This is a genomic window from Pedobacter quisquiliarum, from assembly GCF_014642175.1.
In the GTDB taxonomy this organism is placed as follows: Bacteria; Bacteroidota; Bacteroidia; order Sphingobacteriales; family Sphingobacteriaceae; genus Pedobacter; species Pedobacter quisquiliarum.
Genome location: NZ_BMIL01000001.1, coordinates 104,644 through 123,658 on the forward strand (window position 1 = coordinate 104,644; position 19,015 = coordinate 123,658).

Genomic DNA, 19,015 nt, shown 5'->3' on the forward strand with positions numbered 1-19,015 from the left:
GGAACAATTTTTTAGCTGCAAATCTGTATCTTGATGGTTAATAAGCCTCTAACCAATATAACCATGAGATTGAACATCAAGCCCGGCGTTTTCCTGCCGTTTCTCCTGCTGCTTTCTGCTACCGCGAATTTAAGCTATGCGCAAAAGTCTGATCCGCTGCCCGACTGGGCGATGTCTGGCTTTGAACGGGTTAAACAGAACCCCATCATCTCACCGGATTCTACCACTTCATTTTTCTCCGTGCTCGATAATAAACAGGTTGCATGGGAATCTAACGATACCTTCAACCCGGCAGCCGTAGTAAAAGATGGGAAGATTGTGGTACTGTACAGGGCTGAGGACAAGTCGGGCGTAGGCATTGGTTACCGCACCTCCCGCATCGGCTATGCAGAAAGCACGGATGGCATAACCATGAAGCGACGTGATAAACCGGTGTTTGGTCCTGGAAACGACGACCAGAAAGAAAACGACTGGCCAGGCGGCAGTGAAGATCCACGGGTTGCAGTTGCACCGGATGGAACTTACGTGATGATGTACACCTCCTGGAACCGCAAAGTTGCCCGCCTCTCTGTTGCAACTTCCAAAGATTTACTAACCTGGAAAAAGCATGGTCCGGCATTTGCCAAAGCGCACAATGGTCGCTTCCGGGATATCTTCCATAAATCTGGTTCTATTGTGACCAAGCTTGTTGGCGACCAGATTCAGATCACCAAGGTTAATGGTAAATACTGGATGTACTGGGGTGAAAATCATGTTTATGCCGCAACTTCGAAAAACCTTGTGGACTGGGAACCACTTCTGAATAGCAAAGGTGAACTGCTGGAGCTGATCTCGCCGCGGAAAGGGTACTTTGATAGTGCATTAACAGAATGCGGTCCTCCAGCCTTGCTTACCGACAAGGGCATATTGTTATTGTACAATGGCAAAAACGGTGTAGCGGGTGTTGGTGATCCGACGCTGAATCCGGAAACCTATAGCGCAGGACAGGTGCTGTTTGATGCCCAGGATCCGACCAAGGTTAAAGGACGTCTGGACAAGCCGTTCTTCAAGCCTGAAATGGACTATGAGAAGGCCGGGCAGTATGCCAATGGAACCGTCTTTATTGAAGGTCTGGTTTACTTTAAATCCAAATGGTTCCTGTACTATGGCTGTGCAGATTCTAAAGTGGCCGTTGCGGTAAGTTCAAGGCCGTATTAGCGATAAAGCATTAATAATTGTATGCTTTAGAACTGTGGGACTTCAAACGCGAAGATGGTGCCTTCATCTGGCTTGCTTTCAAACCAAATCTTGCCATCTAGCTTGGTAATGATCTGCTTGGATATGTATAATCCAATGCCAATACCCTGAAATCCGGAGTGCTTATCATCAATTACCCTATAGAAGCGGTCAAACATCTGAGCTTGTTTTTGTTCGGCAATGCCGACGCCAAAATCTTCAACGCTGCACTTTACACATCGCCCGCTAAGCTCCAGTTTTACGATGACCTTTTCTGCGTTTGGTGAGTATTTGATTGCATTTGTTAACAGGTTTATGATTACCTGCCGGATGCGTTCTTTGTCGCTGAAGCCAGGAATCGGCGGACATTCATGAAGCACAATCTCATGGGTACTTGTCGTACGCTGCACATCGGAAACCACTTCTTCAAACAGCTCATTAAACATGAAATGATTCTTGTTCAACTGTAGCTTTCCGCCTTCGATTAAACTGGCATCCAGCAGATCATGTATGAGGTTGGTTAAGCGCTTAATCTGATTCACTAGTTTGTGAATGAGGTCTATGGTCATCCGATCGCCAAGCGACTCAAACTTCTTCTCCAATAGCTGTGCAATCGCCTTAATTGATGTCACGGGTGTTTTAAGTTCATGACTTACCGTACTCAGCAGTTCATCCTTACGCTGCTCCAGCTCCTTGCGATCCGTGATGTCGAGCGTGGTACCAACAACCCGCACGGTCTGCTCGTTTTCATCCCGGAGGACATTACCGGTCAGTTGGATCCAATGGACAGATTTGTCCAGCCAGATTGCCCGAAGGATAACGCTGAAATGTGCCGCGGGTCCTGCAAGTGCTTCATCCAGTTTCTTCCGGTCTTCGGGTACAAGTTGCTCGAGAAATTCATCTAAGTGATAGTTCGACTTCTCCATGGGGAAACCAGCGATCCAGATGTGGCTTGAAGAAAATACAGTTCTGGTTCTAAGGTCCAGATCCCAGATGCCCAGTCCGGCAGACTCCACGGCAATCTTCATGATCAGCTCACTTTTTTCAAGTGCTTTTCTCAGGAGTACCTGCTGTGTCGCATCTATACTCACGCCAAGCACACCGGACATTCGCCCATCGGCCTCATGATAGGGAACAATGCTAAAATTCACGAATGAATGTTGCTGCTGTCCATCAACTGTTAAATCCACCGCAAGTTCGACGCCGGTATAAGGCTTTCCGGTTTCCAGTACATTGGTCATGATGGTGCCCCAAAGTAGTTTGGAAGCTGGAAATGCTTCAAAGATTGGTTTGCCCAATAGGGACTGTTCATCATGGTGATAAAACTTTGTAAGTGCTGGATTAATCATCCTGGTGATGAATTCTGGGCCCTCCCAGATGCCAATGCCTACAGGGGCTTGTAGGAATATGGATTGATATAATTGCCGCAGTTTGCTGGATTCCACCTCCAGTTTTTTGCCCCGCTCTGCGAGCTCCTGGTTCTCGGTTACATCTACAGGACAGTTTAGCAGGTAAAGTACTTCGCCATGCTCATTCAGAATTGGGGTGGAGCTACTGCTCCAGTAACAATGCGTGTATTCCCCGCTTACCGGATGTTTTCGGTTAAAGCGTAGCACACCATGATCTACCCGGCTTTTACTTTCAATTGCGCACTGCATGGCGCGTTTCAGGTTTTCTAGGGTCGCTAAAGACTCCTGATCTGTGGTATTGACCACAAGCGACTCAAAGAATGCTTTACCTCTGAAATGGTCCTCAGGCCAGCCCAGCGTCTTTACATATTCGGGATTCATATCAACAATGGTGAAATCAGGATAGTCTGGCCGGAGCAAGATACAGGCCACTGGAATGTTTTGAAATACAGCTTTGTAGGTGTTTGAAGTAGCAGTTTTTTCCATGGTATCCTGGATGAATCGTAAGCTAAATGAAGGCTGTATCGGCAGGAATGGGAGGGATAGGATCGTGTATTAAGATAAGATTAAAAATACAATCATTGTTTTATTTTTTGTAGTAGATAAAAGAAAGTATTTCTACTAAAATTATCGCTCCTGCGTGTTGTGGTGCACCCACGCTACACAAGTATATAGGTGATTTGGTGTGTCGGTAAAAAATTGATTGGCAGCTACTTACCTGGTTTGTTGCTGGAAAGATTTTTAGAGATATGCTTGCAATAGCTTAGGACTTTGTTTAAATTTAGTTAAACCAAAATTATAACGCGTATGGAACTTATAGCAAAAGTCCAGAAATGGGGGGACACACATCACCCTAAATGGCTTGATTATTTCAGAATGCTTCTTGGCGTAATACTGATTTGGAAAGGAATTCAGTTCGCACTTAATCTGGATGCGTTTACTGCGTTGATGCGGAACGCCAGCCTGGGCATGGCAACCTCCATTAGTTTGATCGCACATGTGATTATTGTACTGCACATTGTAGGTGGCTTGTTGATCACCATCGGATCGAATACCAGAATCTTTTGCCTGCTTAATTTAATTATTCTTTTTGGTGCAGTATTCTTTGTCAACTTAAGGGATGACATCGCAAGACCTTATGCCGAAATCTGGCTTTCCAGCTTCGTGTTAATTGGTCTGCTCTGCTTTCTCATAGAAGGCGATGGCGTGATCTCCATTGAACATTCAAAGCAACCTGCGACAGAATTAAATCCATAAAAAAAGGCATCTTATTTAGATGCCTTTTTCGTTGTCTTTCCCTCTTTTTCAGCCAGATCCGGCGCCTGATGTACAGATAGAATACTTTCTATAGTTGATCTGTTCATCTGGTAATCATTAGAAATCTTTTCCCAATGATCAAGCTGCTCCTGCAAAGCCTGAATTTCATTTCTGATGCTGTCGATTTTTTTAGCAATAGTATCCTCTATTGTTGGTGGTGGTGTTGATTTCGGACGTGCCATAATTGTAAGTATAAAACAAATTTAATGTTTAACGGTAATGAGCGCGTTAGATTGCCTGCAAGTTACCTGAAATTAATCATGGCAGCTAATGAACTATACATTCTGTAATTCTACTGTGATATTATTGCGTGTTGCATTTGAATAAGGACATACCTGATGTGCCTTTTCCGTAAGGGATTTTGCCTGCTCCGGACTGACGCCTGGAATGGAAACTTCCAATACTACAGCCAAACCAAAACCACCCTGACCATTCTTTCCAATGCTCACTTTTGCAGTTACGGTGGTTTCACCTGCCTGTACTTTTTCTGTGCGGATAACCAGGCTTAATGCACTGTCAAAACATGCGGCGTAACCCGCGGCAAATAACTGCTCTGGATTGGTATAAGCACCGCCGCCGCCACCCAATTCCTTAGGGGTTCTGACATCCAGATCAAGTACGCCGTCAGATGATTTTACATGTCCATTTCTGCCCCCTGTAGCACTGGCTTCAGCAGTGTATAATTTTTCGATTTGATCCATTGGTATATCTAAATGTGTGATGATTTGGCTGTTTAAGGCATAGCTAAAATCTGCCGCTCACGTTTGATTTTTTCGTTGTTGTTCTTTACTGAGAATAACAATTATTATGTTTAATATTATAAACGTAAAGTAGGACCAATTGTGTTAAAATTGATGTTAATTCTTAGTTGCCAAAGGCTTTATTCCGCATCCTTTATTAAACACATTGTAGAATATGTAACGAAATGAAAAATATTACGTCTTTAAATCAAGGCTTAATTCAACTAAAATCATAAACCATAAATATCATTATGAATAGAAAACTATATTTTTTTCCTGCAGTGGCAGCAACAATGCTGGTGCTTGCATCTTGTAATGGTGATAAGTCGCCGGAAAAGCTCGGCTCCGGTATTACCCTGAGTAACATGGATACCACTGCTGCCCCCGGCGATAATTTCATGCAATATGTAAACGGTAACTGGATTAAAAACACCAAAATTCCTGCAGACAAAGCAAGTTTTGGAGCTGCTACTGTTCTGCATGAGAAAGCGCAGGACGACGTTCGTGCAATTATCGAGAATGCTGCCAAAGCGGGTGGCAAGGGTGGTTCTGATGAACAGAAGATCGGTGATTATTATGCATCCTATCTGAATCAGAAAGGTCGGGATTCTGTAGGACTCGCACCATTAAATGAAGAGTTTAAAAAGATTGAAGCCATTAAAGACGCTAAAGATCTTGCCGCCTATTTTGCGCGTGCTAATAAACTTGGATTTTCAGCACCGTTCAGTTTATCGGTAAGCGAAGACCTGAAGAACCCTAAAAATTATATGCTAGGTACATGGCAGGGTGGATTAGGACTTCCTGAAAGAGAGTATTACTTGCTTAAGGATGCTAAGTCAGTAGAGATCCGTCAGAAGTACCTTGCGCATTTAGAAGCAATGCTGGGCCTTGCAGGCGTACCTGATGCTAAAGCGAAAGCGGCTAAAATCATGGCCCTCGAAACGGCACTCGCCAGCAAACACATGAAAAAAGAAGACACGCGGAATATTGTGGCTTTATACAATAAATATGCAGTGTCTAAACTTAATACCCTAATGCCGGATTTCGACTGGAAAACCATGCTTGATGAGGCTGGATTAGGCAGAGCGGATAGCCTTGTGGTTATGCAAGTGCAGTATACTAAGGACCTAAATAGCATCATCAAAAATACCCCAGTTGAAGACTGGAAGACTTACCTGAAATGGGGTGCATTAAATGGTTCCGCTACCTTGTTGACTTCAGCTTTGGATAAAGAACACTTCAACTTTTACAACAAAACACTTTATGGGGTAGAGCAGCAACTGCCGCAATGGCGCAGGGCTGTAAACAGCGTAAATGGTGCATTGGGTGAAATGGTAGGGAAGCTTTACGTTGAGAAACATTTCCCACCTGAGGCAAAAGAAAGAATGCTTGTGTTGGTTGATAATTTACTGAAAGCTTATGAGTCCAGCATTAAAGAACTGGACTGGATGAGCCCGGAAACAAAAAAGCAGGCTTTGGATAAGATCAGCAAGTTTACGCCGAAGATCGGGTATCCGGACAAATGGAGAGACTACGGCAAACTGCAGGTGAAAAAGAATGATCTTTTTGGAAATGCTTTACGCGCCACAGAATTCGAATACAACAGAAACATAGACAAACTGGGTAAACCTGTGGACCGCTCGGAATGGGGCATGACACCACAAACGGTGAATGCTTATTACAACCCACCGATGAACGAGATCGTATTCCCGGCAGCCATTTTACAGCCGCCTTTCTTCGACCTTAAAGCAGAAGATGCGGTAAACTATGGTGGTATTGGTGCCGTGATTGGCCATGAGATTGGTCATGGTTTTGATGATCAGGGCAGTACTTTTGATGGTAACGGGGTGATGCGCAACTGGTGGACTGAAAAAGATCAGTCTGAGTTCAAAAAGCGCACAAACGCTTTAGTTGCTCAGTACAGTGCCTTCAAAGTATTCCCGGACCTTAATGTAAATGGCGCCTTCACTTTGGGTGAAAACATTGGTGATCTTGGTGGCTTGAGCATTGCCTTAAAGGCGTATAGAGCAAGCTTAAAAGATAAGCCCGCGCCAACACTTGATGGTTTTACCGGTGAACAGCGCGTGCTGATTGGCTGGGGTCAGGTATGGCAGCACAAAGCACGTGCGGAAGCATTGAGAAATCAAGTGAGTACAGATCCACATTCGCCTGCAACGTTCCGCGTGAATGGGGTTGTGCGCAATGTGCCTGAGTTTTATGCTGCGTTTAACGTTAAACCGGGAGATTCTCTATATCTGGCACCTGAAAAACGTGTTAAGATCTGGTAATACCTTTCATGTAATTTTTCTTGAAGACCCGCCCTTAAAGCGGGTCTTCTTTGTTCTAAAGACTATTCTCTTGAAACAGATAGGTCTCATTTAATGCCCAAGGGCCATTTAGGTAAGTCCATACGGCGAAGCCCTTTGCCGTAATTTGAAAGGGTTTGAAGCTTTCATTCAAGGATGTCACCAACGCATTTACTTCCGCGGGTGATACTTTGTTCTGGATGGTAATGTGTGGCCATAGTCGCTGTTGATCCTGCGGGATCAGTATGGACTTAAACTTTCCCTGCAGGCTTTTATGAAGCTGTAATAAGGTTTCACTTTCAATCTTAAATGCAGTGCCATTGCCAATGGAACGAACGGCAGCAACCTCCATTGGAAAAGGTCTTTGCTGCCTGCCAATTTCCTGCACCGTTTCGTACACAAAAGGATCATCCGGAAGTTTATGGAACAACGTAAGATGTGCTTTAAGATAGTTTATTGCCGCAGGAAAGTGCTGATTCCGTAAATCAGTAAAATATTCAGCAGCTTCCTCATTCAGAATCAGTGTCACAATTAGTGTTTCTTCCATTATTTTCCGGTGTTGATGAAATTTCAGTCTTTATTTAGGTGAATACGGATAAATCCTGGGGGTATAATGTTCTAAATTGATTTTTGTTCTGCTTTTACTTAGCTAAACTGATAACTTTAGACCATGAAGCAAGTATTAAAGATCGGCTTAGACTCCGCTGCACCTTTCCCGATGCACACGGATTATCAATCTGAAGTTTTTGAAGGCTTCGAAGTTGATTTATTGAGAATTATTGCAAAGAGTCTGGACCTGGAAATCCACTATGAAGTTTCCTTGTGGAAAGACATTCTGGAGCAGCTATACCGTGGAGAGTTGGACCTGATCTGCTCTGCCGTTTCCGTTACCCCATCCCGGATGCGCATCCTGGAGTTTAGTGACCCTTACCTGCAATTCCGCCTTTGCGCGGTTATTAACCAGAAAGATCACCTGGATGATTTGTCTAAGCTTAAAAATAAGGTCATTGGTGTGCGTGCCGCTGCGGAAGCGGAGAAGTACATGCTTAAGCACTATCCCGCCTATAACTTGAAACACCTGGATACCAATCGTGAGATGTACGAGGCTTTATTGCAGGGCGAAATTGATCTGCTGATCGATGATTCTCCGATTGCCGGAGGCTTCCTAAAGAAGCATAAGGCACTGAAGATCGGTACTTTTCTGCCAGATACCGACACGCAGTATGCAATCGCGATGAAGAAGGGGGACTTGAAGTTGAAAAGTAAAATTAACGGGGTGTTACATACCATCCGTAAGAACGGTGTTTACCAGCAACTATTTGCTAAATGGTTCACGCAGATACAACTTTAGGGGCGCATTCCGCTAACCAATGATGATTCTCGTATTGTTTGCAGTAGGGTGTCCCGTGCAAAGCAGCACGCGGCCTTTCTCAATCTCATCATCGGTAAGCACCTCATTGTAATCCATGCGTACACCGCCAGACACACAGGTTGATGTGCAGGTGCTACAAATGCCACCCGTACAGCTATATGGAATGTTGATGTTCTGGTCCAGCGCCACTTCCAGGATCCGCTTGTAGTAAGGCACTTCTATTTCGTAGGTGTTTTGCTTCCAATCCAGAATAACTTTGTAGGTGTTTTTATCCGCTACTTTCTTTTCAGTGGTGTCATCTTCATCCTGTTCATCTTCCGGAATGTAGTAGGTTTCCCTTTTGATCTGATCGATGCTGTATTTCAACGATAGTAGCACAATGCGGCAGTTCACCATGTAGTCGATCGGTCCACAGGTATAGAAGAGTGCCTGCTGCGGGTCAAATTCCATGTTTTCCACCACGATCTGTTCAATCATGAACTTGTTCAGGCGCGCCATCATGATGTTTTTCGCATCGCTGAAGAAGTAAATCACTTTTAGTCTTTCCGGATATCGGCGCTCCCAATCCTGGATCTCTTCATAGAAAAGGGCATCCGCAACGGATCTGTTGCTGTAAACCAGTATAATCTTGCTTTCATTCTCTTCAAGCAGCGCCGTTTTCATGATGGAGAATATCGGCGTAATGCCTACGCCCGCCGCGAACAGGAATACGGTGCGCTGAATGTTCTGATAGGGAAGGTAGGTGAAAATGCCGTTCGGCGCTACGGCAGTAAGGACATCCCCCACCCGTGTTTTATGATGCAGATGTCTGGAGATCTCTCCATTTTCCACCAGTTTAACAGCAATGCTGAGCACTTCGTCCGTTCCAGGGCTGCTGAATAGCGAGTACGAACGCCTGATTTCCTTGTTGTTGATGTTGAAAATAAAGGTTAGAAATTGGCCGGCCAGGTACTCAACTGGCGCTGCGGTTTTCTCAAATTTAATCACCAGGTTGTCTCCCGGCTGCTGACTGATCTCTGCAATTTTCAACGACAAGTATTTCATCAAGGCAATTTTAGGGATTAAACATAACTTTCAACCCAGATTTGTTGAAATAGTTTGTTTCGCGAGCTCAGTTATGCCTGTTTGGGGCATAGAATTAACCAACTGTTAAGCCGCAATTCCTCCACATTAAATTTCCTTGATCACAGCTAACCCTTTCATATAAAGCCGTATGTTTGCCCAGTATGGCTAAATTAAAGTTTCCATTTATCCTTTTCTGTTTTCTGTTCAGTTACATTGCAGCGCATGCACAAACCAGATTCACCGTTAGCGGTTTAGTTAAAGACGCCTCCACAGGAGAAACGCTGATCGGCGCTACCGTTAAGCTGGGAGATGGTCGCGGAAACGGTACCCTCACCAATGCATACGGCTTCTATTCCTTAAGTGCGGCCCCCGGCAAATACACCTTACAGGTGGGCTATGTTGGCTTTGAAACCTTCAGCACAGAAGTGGATCTTTCAGAGAACCGCCAGCTTACCGTTTCTTTAAAGGGCGGGAATACCCTGAAAGAGGTGGTGATCACCGCTGGTGCGCGTCGCGACGAGAATGTGAGTAGTCCACAGATGGGGCTGGAAAAGCTGAACATGGCCCAAATCAACAGTGTGCCTGTGCTATTTGGCGAACGCGATATGGTGAAAACACTTCAGCTTTTACCGGGGGTAAAGACCGCAGGAGAGGGCAACACTGGCTTCTACGTCCGGGGTGGTTCCTCAGATCAAAACCTGATCTTACTGGATGAAGCCGTAGTCTACAATGCCTCTCACTTGTTTGGCTTCTTTTCCACATTCAATTCCGACGCTATTAAAGATGTAAATCTATATAAAGGTGGTATGCCTGCCCAGTATGGCGGCCGTTTGTCCTCCACGCTGGACATCAGTATGTTAGATGGGAACTCAAAAGACTACACTGTACAAGGGGGAATTGGTCTGATCGCTTCAAGACTGAAGTTTGAAGGCCCGATAGACTCCGGCAAAGGCTCTTTCATGGTTAGTGCGCGGCGTACTTACGCAGATGCTTTTCTGAAGCTCTCCTCAGACACCTCCTTGAAACAAGCTTCACTCTATTTCTACGATATCAACGCTAAAGCAAACTACCACTTCAACGACAAAAACACCCTCTACTTTTCGGGATACCTGGGTAAAGACGTGTTAGGTCTCAAAAATCTGTTTGGAACGAACTGGGGCAACACCACTGCGACTTTAAGGTTCAACCACATCTTCAACAGCCGCCTGTTTTCCAATACCTCCTTGATTTATAGTGATTACGATTATACCGTCCAAAGCTATGACGTGAGTAATGACTTTAAGGTGCTTTCCAGAATTCGCGACTTCAACTTCAAGGAGGATCTGCAATACTACATCAGCAACAATCACACATTACGATTCGGGATAAACGCTGTTCAGCATACCATCACACCGGGTCGTATCTCTGCCACTGCAAACTCCAGCTTCAATCCGAAAGTGCTGGAAGACCGGAAGGGGCTGGAAACAGCGGCTTACATTTCAGACGAGTGGCGCATCGGCGACAAGCTAAATCTACTATATGGCTTACGTTTGAGCCGTTTCGATCTTTTTGGTCCCGGAACATTCAACACCTACAACGCTGCCGGTACCATTACCAGTACGAAATCTTATGATGCAGGAGAAGTTGTCCAATCCTATATGTACCTGGAGCCCCGCATTTCAGCAAGCTACATCATCAATAGTGAAAATTCATTAAAAGCTTCCTACGGCAGGAATACACAAAATATTCACCTGCTGTCGAATTCCACGGCAAGTTCCCCATCCGATCTGTACATCATGAGCAGTAATAACCTGAAGCCCGAAATCGCTGATCAGGTATCTGCAGGGTACTTCAGAAACTTCAAGGAAGATGCCTTTGAGTTTTCGGTAGAGCTGTACTACAAATGGTTACAAAACCAGATTGACTACAAGAACGGTGCGCAATTGCTTGCGAACGAGAATGTGGAATCGCAACTGGTTTACGGCAGCGGTCGTGCATATGGTATGGAGATGTTCCTGAAAAAGAAATACGGACAGTTTAACGGCTGGATCGGATACACGCTTTCCAGAACAGAAAGGAAGTTCGACGAGATCAACGAAGGCCGGTATTTTCCTTCCCGCCAGGATCGTACGCACGACATCTCCCTGGTTGGTATCTATAAGCTGAACGACCGCTGGAGCTTTTCTGGAACGTTCATCTATGGCACCGGAAATGCCATTACCTTCCCAACAGGGAAATACCAGCTTGATGGCGTTACGCGCTTCTACTATTCTGACCGGAATGGCTCCCGTATGCCGGCAACACACCGCCTGGATATCGGCGCTACGCTGGAAGGCAAGAAACGCAAACGCTACCAGTCCAGCTGGAACTTCGGACTATACAATGCGTACAATCATAAAAATCCTTATGTAATTAACTTCAAAGATGCGGAAAATGACACAACCAGAACGGTGGCAGAGCAAACTGCACTCTTCGGAATCATTCCATCTGTTACTTACAACTTTAAATTCTAACCATGAAAAGAATAGAAAAGCTGTTACCCATATTGCTGATGCTGTGCATTGGTTTAAGCACTTCCTGCAAGAAGATCCTGGATCTGGATCTGGAGGCTGCCGAACCTCAAGTGGTGATAGAAGGCAACCTGACCAACATCAAGGGTGTACAAACGGTGAGAATCTCCCGTACGGTGCCATTTGATGCCACGAATGATTTCCCAGCGGTGTCTGGAGCAACCGTTACCTTACGCACCAGCAAAGGTGAACTTACATACTTCACTGAAGCTTCGCCAGGTATTTATGAATCCTACGATCTCGCTGGCGTAGCAGGGGAGACCTACACGCTTAAAGTTTCTGTAAATGAACAGGAGTATACCGCGAGCTCAACCATGCCGGCACTGGTACGTTTAGATTCCCTAACGGCCACAGAGCAAACTTTCGGCAGTGAAGTCCGGAAAACCATTGCTGTAAACTTCCAGGATCCACCAACGGTCAAGAATTTCTACTTGTTTAAGATGGTCCTGAATGGCAAAAAGGTGGGGCAGATCTTTTCAGATAGTGATTTTTTCAGCGACGGGCGATATGTTACAAGAGATTTGTTCCTGTCGGGCTATGAAGATCTGGAAATTGAATCCGGTGATGATATATCGGTAGAAATGCAAAGTATTGATGAACCCGTCTACACATACTGGCGAACTTTGGAACAACAATACGCCTCGGGTAACCCAAATGATGTTACCACGCCAGCCAACCCGCCCAGCAACTGGAGCAATCGCGCATTGGGCTACTTCAGTGCGCATACGGTACAGAAAGAGGACGTGATGGTCCGATAACATAAAAGCCCGGATCTTTAGGTCCGGGCTTTTATGTGTAATGGCAATTGGTTCTACATGCCATGTAAGTCTGTTGTGCTTGGCGCGTAATCTTGCTTCGCTTTATTTGCAAATTGCATCGCTTTATCTTTCCAACCTGGAATGTTATCCTGTACGTCATCAAAGAAAGACTTTCCATCTTCAGGTCTTTTCTTGGTTGCATATTTATAACCAGCTACTACGGCAGCACCAACGATAATTGTTTTTAATAATCCCATTTCTATAGTTCTTTAGGTTAACATTGTTTTAATACTCAATGCAATAGTTGTTCCAATTTTAAATCCTCACGATGGTTGCAGAACGTTTGGTTTTTTTATATTTGGCAGCAAAAAATATATTTCCATTATGTCAGAACAGAAGAAAGAGATATTTGAAAGCATTGCGCAACGCTTAAAAAGCGAAGGCTTCAATGTGGTTAACGTTGATGATACCCGTCCCTGGGGAGGATTCTTTGTTATTGATGAAGCGCAGGCGCAACAGTTCGCCAACGTATATTTCGATGGCCTAAACGTTGAAGATCTTAAAATAGGTGGTAAGCTTAGCCCTAAGATCCTTGTTGTTGCACCGAACATGCGTTTATCGTGGCAATATCACCACCGCCGCGCAGAAATCTGGCAGGTGGTAAGCGGAACCGTTGGTGTAATCACCAGTCCAAATGACGACCAAGGCGATATTCAACAGCTAAACTCCGGCAGCAAAATCAAATTGCAGCAAGGTGAAAGACACCGCCTGATTGGTCTTGATGATTGGGGCGTAATCTCTGAAATCTGGCAACACACAGATGCTGAAAACCCTTCAGATGAGTCTGATATCGTTCGTGTTCAGGACGATTTTGGAAGATAAGATATCAAAATGACGTAAATTAAAACGGATGTTAGTACTTTTATGTTTCGGATAACACAAGTTCAATCCGGCAATACATAGTACTAACATCCTTTATGATCATTTTATTTTTCTTTTTAGCACACTGGTTTCTCTCGCTCTTTTCACAAACATTTTTCCTGCACCGTTACGCATCACACAAAATGTTCAAGATGAACATCTTCTGGGAACGGTTCTTTTACACACTCACTTTCCTGGCTCAGGGTTCGTCATTCTTGAACCCACGCGCTTACGCCATCCTGCATCGTATGCACCACGCGTACAGCGACACGGAAAAGGATCCACACTCTCCACACTTCGTTAAAGATGTATGGGGCATGATGATCCAGACCAAAAACATCTATTTAAACTACGCTAAATACAATATCGAACCGGAAGAACAATTCCGTGATCGTTACCCATCATGGCCAATCATTGACCGTATTGGTGATTCCTGGATCACCCGTATGCTGTTCATCGGTTTCTATGTTTGGTTTTACGCGACTTTCGCTACACAATGGTGGATGTTTCTACTTTTGCCAATCCACTTCCTGATGGGGCCACTACACGGCGCTATCGTAAACTGGTGTGGTCACAAGTACGGTTATTCCAACCATGATAATGACGACCACAGCAAAAACTCCCTTCCATTAGATTTTCTGATGTTGGGCGAGTTGTTCCAAAACAATCACCACAAAAAACCAAACAGCCCGAACTTTGCGAGCAGATGGTTCGAGTTTGATCCAACCTACCCGGTTATGAAAGTGCTGCACTGGTTGCACATCATCCGAATCAGAAAGGTATAGTTGAAGAATCTATCATAAAAAAAGCCGTGTCAATGATGTTGACACGGCTTTTTTATTTATCAGCGAAGCTGATGTTATGTGTTTTGCTTAAGCTCTTCTTGCTGGTTTTGGTGCACGTTTAGCACCGCTCAGGTTTGGCTCACGGTCCTGGCTACGTTGTCCGCCGTTTCCGCCTCTCGGCCCACCGCTTCTGCCGCCACCACTTCTTCCAGCGGAACCGCCTCTACCACTTTTAGACTTCGCAGGAGATGCTGCTTTAGCCATTAAGCCTTGCCAGCTCATCGCATAAGGGTTATCTTCAGCAACCGGAATCTTTATGGCAATTAACTTTTCAATATCCGCCAGGAACTCGCGTTCTTCAGCATCACAGAAAGAAAAAGCAGTACCGCTCAATCCTGCACGACCAGTACGACCGATACGGTGTACATACGTTTCCGGAATGTTCGGAAGCTCATAGTTGATTACGTAAGCAAGTTCATCCACGTCAATACCTCTTGCAGCAATGTCCGTTGCAACCAGTACACGCGTTTCCTTCGATTTGAAGTTCGTTAACGCACGTTGACGTGCATTCTGGCTCTTGTTACCGTGAATGGCTTCCGCCTTAATTTTAACTTTCAATAATTCCTTCACCACACGGTCAGCACCATGTTTGGTTCTGGTAAATACCAAAGCGGTTTCTATAGATTTATCCTGCAACAAATGGATCAACAGGTCTTTCTTGTTGTTTTTTTCAACGAAGTAGATGGATTGCTGAATCTTCTCTGCAGTAGAGGATACCGGTGTAACTTCAACCTTTGTTGGGTTGGTTAAGATGGTATTTGCAAGCTTCTGGATTTCTGTAGGCATGGTTGCCGAGAAAAACAAGGTCTGTCTTTTTGTAGGCAGTTTAGCAATTACTTTTTTCACATCATGGATGAAACCCATGTCCAGCATCCGGTCTGCTTCATCCAATACAAAGATTTCAATGTCGCGCAGGTTCACAAAACCCTGTGTCATTAAATCCAGTAATCGTCCAGGTGTTGCAACAAGGATGTCTACCCCACGGTGTAAAGCATCCGTTTGTGCTTTCTGACCAACACCACCGAAAATCACCAGGTGACGTAGTGGAAGGTTTCTGCCATAAGCTTTGAAACTTTCTTCAATTTGAATGGCCAGCTCACGTGTAGGGGTTAATACCAATGCACGGATGGGCGTTTTAGGACCTTTTGCATTTGCATGCGGATTGTGCAGCAACTGTAACATCGGGATTGCAAAGGCAGCAGTTTTACCGGTTCCGGTCTGCGCGCAACCCAGAAGGTCCTTGCTTTGTAATATGGTTGGTATAGATTGTTCTTGTATGGGGGTTGGCTGTGTATAGCCTTCTGTTTGTAGCGCTTTAAGAATTGGCTCAATCAGATTTAATTCGTCGAATAACAATATGTAATGGTTTAAGTATGAAAATGGAACCACGGAGAACGCTTGTTCCGCTGCAAATGTACGTATTAGTTTTGGCTTTCAGGTAAGCCCTTAAAAATGACCCAAGTAGCTGATCGATATGTTAATAAGTTGACAGATTATGTTTGTTGTAGCCGTTAATTGCGCTAAATTTGCAATTACACACGCAATACACTATGGCAGAACCGAATTATAATGAAGACAGCATCCGGTCTTTAGACTGGAAAGAACACATCAGACTGCGCCCGGGCATGTATATCGGGAAACTGGGAGATGGTTCAGCACAGGACGACGGAATTTACGTCTTACTGAAAGAGATCTTCGATAATTCCATAGATGAGTTCGTCATGGGCTCCGGCAGAACCATCGAGATCAGCGTCTCTGAGCATAAAGTGAATATCCGCGATTATGGCCGTGGTATCCCATTGGGTAAAGTAATTGATTGTGTTTCCAAGATCAATACCGGTGGTAAATACGACAGCAATGCTTTCCAGAAATCTGTAGGTCTGAATGGAGTTGGTACTAAAGCGGTAAACGCTTTGTCCACGACCTTCATTGTGCAATCCTACCGTGATGGTAAAACCAAGAAAGTAGAATTCTCAAAAGGGGAGATCGTAACCGATCACCCGATCATAGATACCACACAACGTAACGGAACAGCCATTACTTTCTACCCAGACGAAAGCATCTTCAGAAACTACCACTACATATCCGAATTTGTAGAAAGCATGATCTGGAATTATGTTTTCCTGAATACCGGACTTACCGTAAACTATAACGGGCAGAAGTTCTTCTCAGAAAGGGGTCTATATGACTTGCTGAATAAGGTAGCTGATGTGGAACACATCCGTTATCCAATAATCCACCTTAAAGGGAATGATATCGAGATCGCAATGACCCACGGCCAACAGTATGGCGAAGACTACCACTCTTTTGTAAACGGTCAGCATACCACACAAGGGGGTACGCACCAGGCTGCTTTCCGCGAAGCGGTCGTTAAAACCATCAGGGAGTTTTACAAGAAAGAATTTGAAGCTTCCGATATCCGGGCCTCCATCATTGCGGCAATTTCCATCCGCGTACAGGAACCGGTATTTGAATCGCAGACCAAAACGAAACTGGGCTCCCAGAACATGGGGCCGGAAGGGCCAACGGTTAGAACTTTCATTAACGACTTCGTAAAGAAAGAACTTGATGATTACCTGCACAAACAACCTGAGGTTGCGGATGCGCTTTTAAAACGTATCCTTCAATCAGAAAGAGAACGTAAGGACATCGCAGGTATTAAAAAGCTTGCGAATGACCGTGCTAAAAAAGCTTCGCTCCACAATAAGAAATTACGGGACTGCAAAGTGCATTTCAACAGCACGCATGAAAAGCGCTATGAAACCACCCTGTTCATCACCGAGGGTGATTCAGCGTCAGGTTCCATAACAAAGTCCAGGGATGTAGATTGTCAGGCGGTTTTCAGCTTGAAGGGTAAACCTTTAAACTGCTTTGAGCTGACCAAGAAGGTGGTTTACGAAAACGAGGAGTTTAACCTGCTGCAACATGCCTTAAACATAGAAGATGGGCTGGAAGGTCTGCACTACAACAACATCGTTATTGCAACGGATGCCGATGTGGATGGTATGCACATCAGATTGCTGATGATGACTTTCTTCCTTCAATTCTTCCCGGATCTGGTACGGGCAGGACATGTGTATATTCTACAGACGCCACTTTTCCGGGTTCGCAATAAGAAAGAAACGATCTACTGCTACAGTGATGATGAGCGTAAAAAAGCTATTGAGAAGCTGGGCAGTCGTCCAGAAATCACCAGGTTTAAAGGACTGGGTGAAATTTCTCCGGATGAGTTTGGCTTGTTCATCGGAAAAGACATCAGGCTTGATCCGGTAATCTTGAAGGAACAAACGATCAAGAGTCTTCTGGAATACTACATGGGGAAAAACACACCGGATCGCCAGAAGCACATCATTAAAAACCTACGCATTGAAAAGGATACGATTGAAGAACTGATCTCCGCTGACCTTGACGCGGCCACCGCTGCGGTGACGGAGGACATTGTCGAGCTGAGCGCTTAAGTTCAAACCACAATAAATAAAAAAAGGCTTAGCACATCGCTAAGCCTTTTTTTATGCTTTTGCATCATCGCGAGCTTCCTGCTCTTCCTCGGGCGTATCCGTTGTTTCCTCAGGATGTTGGGCAGGTAGCACGGCAACATCTTTCTCAATCACCACCGTCTTCGTATGCACCGCGTATGGTGTTGGCTGAATTCCGTTCTCATACTTCTCCGCATACGCCTGGGTGAATTCTGCCCCGAAGTAAAGAATGATGGAGGTATAGTATATCCATACCAGAATTACAATGATCGAGCCTGCTGCGCCAAACGCAGAACCAGGATCCCCTTTTTCAATATATATTCCAATTAAATATTTACCTATACTGAATAGTACAGCTGTAAATAGCGCCCCAATAATTGCCGTCCGCCACTTAAGGATAACATCCGGCAGCACCTTAAAAATAATCGTAAATATGCCTGTTACCACAGCAAGTGTAAGTGCGTTGGTTAGCACCAATACGAGTAAAGAAGAAACTTCAGGCACATAATCTTCCAGCCGGTTACCAAGGCCCACAACAATACTGTTGATCACGAGAGAAACCAGCAGCAGGAATCCCATGGAAGCAATGAGTGAGAATGAAAGCAGCCTGTTTGTGATCAGCTTCAACCAGCCCTTCTTTGGCACGGCTTTAACTTTCCAGATGAGGTTAATGCTGTCCTGAATTTCTGTGAAAATTGCTGTAGCACCCACAATCAGGGAAATAATCCCGATTGCAAGGGCAATGTTACTCTTCCCCGATAGACTTGCATGTGCTACGAAATCCTGTATCTGCTTGGCCGCTTCAGCGCCAACAAACTCATTGATCTCTGAAAACAGCTTGTCCTCTGTAGCGTCGGTACCCCAGATGATGCTGGTCAGCGAGATCAGGATAATGATCAGTGGCGTTATGGAAAAGATGGTATAATAGGCTAGTGCTGCGCTGAGTTTGGTTACCCGGTCTTCGGAAAAGCCCTTACCAGCAGCAACGAACAGTTTACCAAAATTCTTAAAAAAACGGATAGATTTTTTTACTATGCTCATG

At 44.8% G+C, this 19,015-nt stretch carries 17 protein-coding genes; 9 read left to right on the forward strand and 8 right to left on the reverse strand.

Going from position 1 to position 19,015, the window contains the following annotated elements; genetic code table 11:
* Positions 1–63 precede the first annotated feature (63 nt).
* Positions 64–1,197: a beta-1,2-mannosidase gene (locus IEW69_RS00450; RefSeq protein ID WP_188624849.1), complete on the forward strand. Its 1,134-nt coding sequence runs from the start codon at positions 64–66 to the stop codon at positions 1,195–1,197.
* Positions 1,198–1,223: 26 nt separating this feature from the next.
* Here the strand turns inward: IEW69_RS00450 and IEW69_RS00455 are convergent, their stop codons facing one another.
* Positions 1,224–3,110 (reverse strand): PAS domain-containing sensor histidine kinase, encoded by a 1,887-nt coding sequence (locus IEW69_RS00455; protein ID WP_188624850.1) that lies wholly within the window; start codon positions 3,108–3,110, stop codon positions 1,224–1,226.
* Between the two features lie 321 nt (positions 3,111–3,431).
* Between IEW69_RS00455 and IEW69_RS00460 the strand changes: the two genes are divergently transcribed.
* The gene (locus tag IEW69_RS00460; protein ID WP_188624851.1) at positions 3,432–3,881 is read left to right on the forward strand and encodes a DoxX family protein; all 450 of its coding nucleotides are present in this window, start codon (positions 3,432–3,434) and stop codon (positions 3,879–3,881) included.
* Between the two features lie 11 nt (positions 3,882–3,892).
* On the opposite strand, the gene IEW69_RS00465 is transcribed toward IEW69_RS00460, so the two are convergent.
* Positions 3,893–4,123 carry a hypothetical protein gene (locus tag IEW69_RS00465; protein ID WP_188624852.1) on the reverse strand — a complete coding sequence of 77 codons (231 nt, stop codon included), beginning with the start codon at positions 4,121–4,123 and terminating at the stop codon, positions 3,893–3,895.
* A 93-nt stretch (positions 4,124–4,216) separates the two neighbouring features.
* On the reverse strand, positions 4,217–4,642 hold the full coding sequence (locus tag IEW69_RS00470; RefSeq protein WP_194468891.1) for an organic hydroperoxide resistance protein: 426 nt from the start codon (positions 4,640–4,642) through the stop codon (positions 4,217–4,219).
* A gap of 290 nt (positions 4,643–4,932) precedes the next feature.
* Here IEW69_RS00470 and IEW69_RS00475 point away from each other — a divergent pair, with 290 nt between their 5' ends.
* On the forward strand, positions 4,933–6,969 hold the full coding sequence (locus IEW69_RS00475; RefSeq protein WP_188624853.1) for a M13 family metallopeptidase: 2,037 nt from the start codon (positions 4,933–4,935) through the stop codon (positions 6,967–6,969).
* Positions 6,970–7,024: 55 nt separating this feature from the next.
* Here IEW69_RS00475 and IEW69_RS00480 read toward each other — a convergent pair whose 3' ends face one another.
* On the reverse strand, positions 7,025–7,534 hold the full coding sequence (locus tag IEW69_RS00480; protein WP_188624854.1) for a 2'-5' RNA ligase family protein: 510 nt from the start codon (positions 7,532–7,534) through the stop codon (positions 7,025–7,027).
* 123 nt (positions 7,535–7,657) lie between these two features.
* On the opposite strand from IEW69_RS00480, the gene IEW69_RS00485 reads away from it, so the two are divergent.
* Positions 7,658–8,338: a substrate-binding periplasmic protein gene (locus IEW69_RS00485; RefSeq protein ID WP_188624855.1), complete on the forward strand. Its 681-nt coding sequence runs from the start codon at positions 7,658–7,660 to the stop codon at positions 8,336–8,338.
* A gap of 12 nt (positions 8,339–8,350) precedes the next feature.
* On the opposite strand, the gene IEW69_RS00490 is transcribed toward IEW69_RS00485, so the two are convergent.
* On the reverse strand, positions 8,351–9,403 hold the full coding sequence (locus IEW69_RS00490; RefSeq protein WP_188624856.1) for a ferredoxin--NADP reductase: 1,053 nt from the start codon (positions 9,401–9,403) through the stop codon (positions 8,351–8,353).
* 182 nt (positions 9,404–9,585) lie between these two features.
* Between IEW69_RS00490 and IEW69_RS00495 the strand changes: the two genes are divergently transcribed.
* Both IEW69_RS00495 and IEW69_RS00500 read left to right on the forward strand, forming a co-directional pair.
* A complete protein-coding gene (locus IEW69_RS00495; protein ID WP_188624857.1) occupies positions 9,586–11,916 on the forward strand; it encodes a TonB-dependent receptor in 2,331 nt (776 codons plus the stop codon).
* A gap of 2 nt (positions 11,917–11,918) precedes the next feature.
* Positions 11,919–12,731, forward strand: a complete 813-nt coding sequence (locus tag IEW69_RS00500) for a DUF4249 domain-containing protein (RefSeq protein ID WP_188624858.1) — start codon at positions 11,919–11,921, stop codon at positions 12,729–12,731.
* Positions 12,732–12,784: 53 nt separating this feature from the next.
* Here IEW69_RS00500 and IEW69_RS00505 read toward each other — a convergent pair whose 3' ends face one another.
* On the reverse strand, positions 12,785–12,988 hold the full coding sequence (locus IEW69_RS00505) for a YtxH domain-containing protein (protein WP_188624859.1): 204 nt from the start codon (positions 12,986–12,988) through the stop codon (positions 12,785–12,787).
* Between the two features lie 127 nt (positions 12,989–13,115).
* On the opposite strand from IEW69_RS00505, the gene IEW69_RS00510 reads away from it, so the two are divergent.
* A complete protein-coding gene (locus IEW69_RS00510; RefSeq protein ID WP_188624860.1) occupies positions 13,116–13,613 on the forward strand; it encodes a cupin domain-containing protein in 498 nt (165 codons plus the stop codon).
* A 95-nt stretch (positions 13,614–13,708) separates the two neighbouring features.
* Positions 13,709–14,437, forward strand: a complete 729-nt coding sequence (locus tag IEW69_RS00515; RefSeq protein ID WP_188624861.1) for an acyl-CoA desaturase — start codon at positions 13,709–13,711, stop codon at positions 14,435–14,437.
* Between the two features lie 87 nt (positions 14,438–14,524).
* On the opposite strand, the gene IEW69_RS00520 is transcribed toward IEW69_RS00515, so the two are convergent.
* Positions 14,525–15,853, reverse strand: coding sequence for a DEAD/DEAH box helicase (locus IEW69_RS00520; protein WP_188624862.1), 1,329 nt, complete (start codon positions 15,851–15,853; stop codon positions 14,525–14,527).
* Positions 15,854–16,047: 194 nt separating this feature from the next.
* Between IEW69_RS00520 and IEW69_RS00525 the strand changes: the two genes are divergently transcribed.
* A complete protein-coding gene (locus tag IEW69_RS00525; protein WP_188624863.1) occupies positions 16,048–17,955 on the forward strand; it encodes a DNA topoisomerase IV subunit B in 1,908 nt (635 codons plus the stop codon).
* Between the two features lie 51 nt (positions 17,956–18,006).
* Here the strand turns inward: IEW69_RS00525 and IEW69_RS00530 are convergent, their stop codons facing one another.
* Positions 18,007–19,014 carry a YihY/virulence factor BrkB family protein gene (locus IEW69_RS00530; RefSeq protein WP_188624864.1) on the reverse strand — a complete coding sequence of 336 codons (1,008 nt, stop codon included), beginning with the start codon at positions 19,012–19,014 and terminating at the stop codon, positions 18,007–18,009.
* Between the last annotated feature and the right edge of the window lies 1 nt (position 19,015).

What these genes read in the sequence shown, in the direction of transcription:
- IEW69_RS00450 (WP_188624849.1), top strand. Translation starts at nt 64, where the DNA reads ATGAGATTGAACATCAAGCCCGGCGTTTTCCTGCCGTTTCTCCTGCTG.
- IEW69_RS00455 (WP_188624850.1), bottom strand. Translation starts at nt 3,110, where the DNA reads ATGGAAAAAACTGCTACTTCAAACACCTACAAAGCTGTATTTCAAAAC.
- IEW69_RS00460 (WP_188624851.1), top strand. Translation starts at nt 3,432, where the DNA reads ATGGAACTTATAGCAAAAGTCCAGAAATGGGGGGACACACATCACCCT.
- IEW69_RS00465 (WP_188624852.1), bottom strand. Translation starts at nt 4,123, where the DNA reads ATGGCACGTCCGAAATCAACACCACCACCAACAATAGAGGATACTATT.
- IEW69_RS00470 (WP_194468891.1), bottom strand. Translation starts at nt 4,642, where the DNA reads ATGGATCAAATCGAAAAATTATACACTGCTGAAGCCAGTGCTACAGGG.
- IEW69_RS00475 (WP_188624853.1), top strand. Translation starts at nt 4,933, where the DNA reads ATGAATAGAAAACTATATTTTTTTCCTGCAGTGGCAGCAACAATGCTG.
- IEW69_RS00480 (WP_188624854.1), bottom strand. Translation starts at nt 7,534, where the DNA reads ATGGAAGAAACACTAATTGTGACACTGATTCTGAATGAGGAAGCTGCT.
- IEW69_RS00485 (WP_188624855.1), top strand. Translation starts at nt 7,658, where the DNA reads ATGAAGCAAGTATTAAAGATCGGCTTAGACTCCGCTGCACCTTTCCCG.
- IEW69_RS00490 (WP_188624856.1), bottom strand. Translation starts at nt 9,403, where the DNA reads ATGAAATACTTGTCGTTGAAAATTGCAGAGATCAGTCAGCAGCCGGGA.
- IEW69_RS00495 (WP_188624857.1), top strand. Translation starts at nt 9,586, where the DNA reads ATGGCTAAATTAAAGTTTCCATTTATCCTTTTCTGTTTTCTGTTCAGT.
- IEW69_RS00500 (WP_188624858.1), top strand. Translation starts at nt 11,919, where the DNA reads ATGAAAAGAATAGAAAAGCTGTTACCCATATTGCTGATGCTGTGCATT.
- IEW69_RS00505 (WP_188624859.1), bottom strand. Translation starts at nt 12,988, where the DNA reads ATGGGATTATTAAAAACAATTATCGTTGGTGCTGCCGTAGTAGCTGGT.
- IEW69_RS00510 (WP_188624860.1), top strand. Translation starts at nt 13,116, where the DNA reads ATGTCAGAACAGAAGAAAGAGATATTTGAAAGCATTGCGCAACGCTTA.
- IEW69_RS00515 (WP_188624861.1), top strand. Translation starts at nt 13,709, where the DNA reads ATGATCATTTTATTTTTCTTTTTAGCACACTGGTTTCTCTCGCTCTTT.
- IEW69_RS00525 (WP_188624863.1), top strand. Translation starts at nt 16,048, where the DNA reads ATGGCAGAACCGAATTATAATGAAGACAGCATCCGGTCTTTAGACTGG.
- IEW69_RS00530 (WP_188624864.1), bottom strand. Translation starts at nt 19,014, where the DNA reads ATGAGCATAGTAAAAAAATCTATCCGTTTTTTTAAGAATTTTGGTAAA.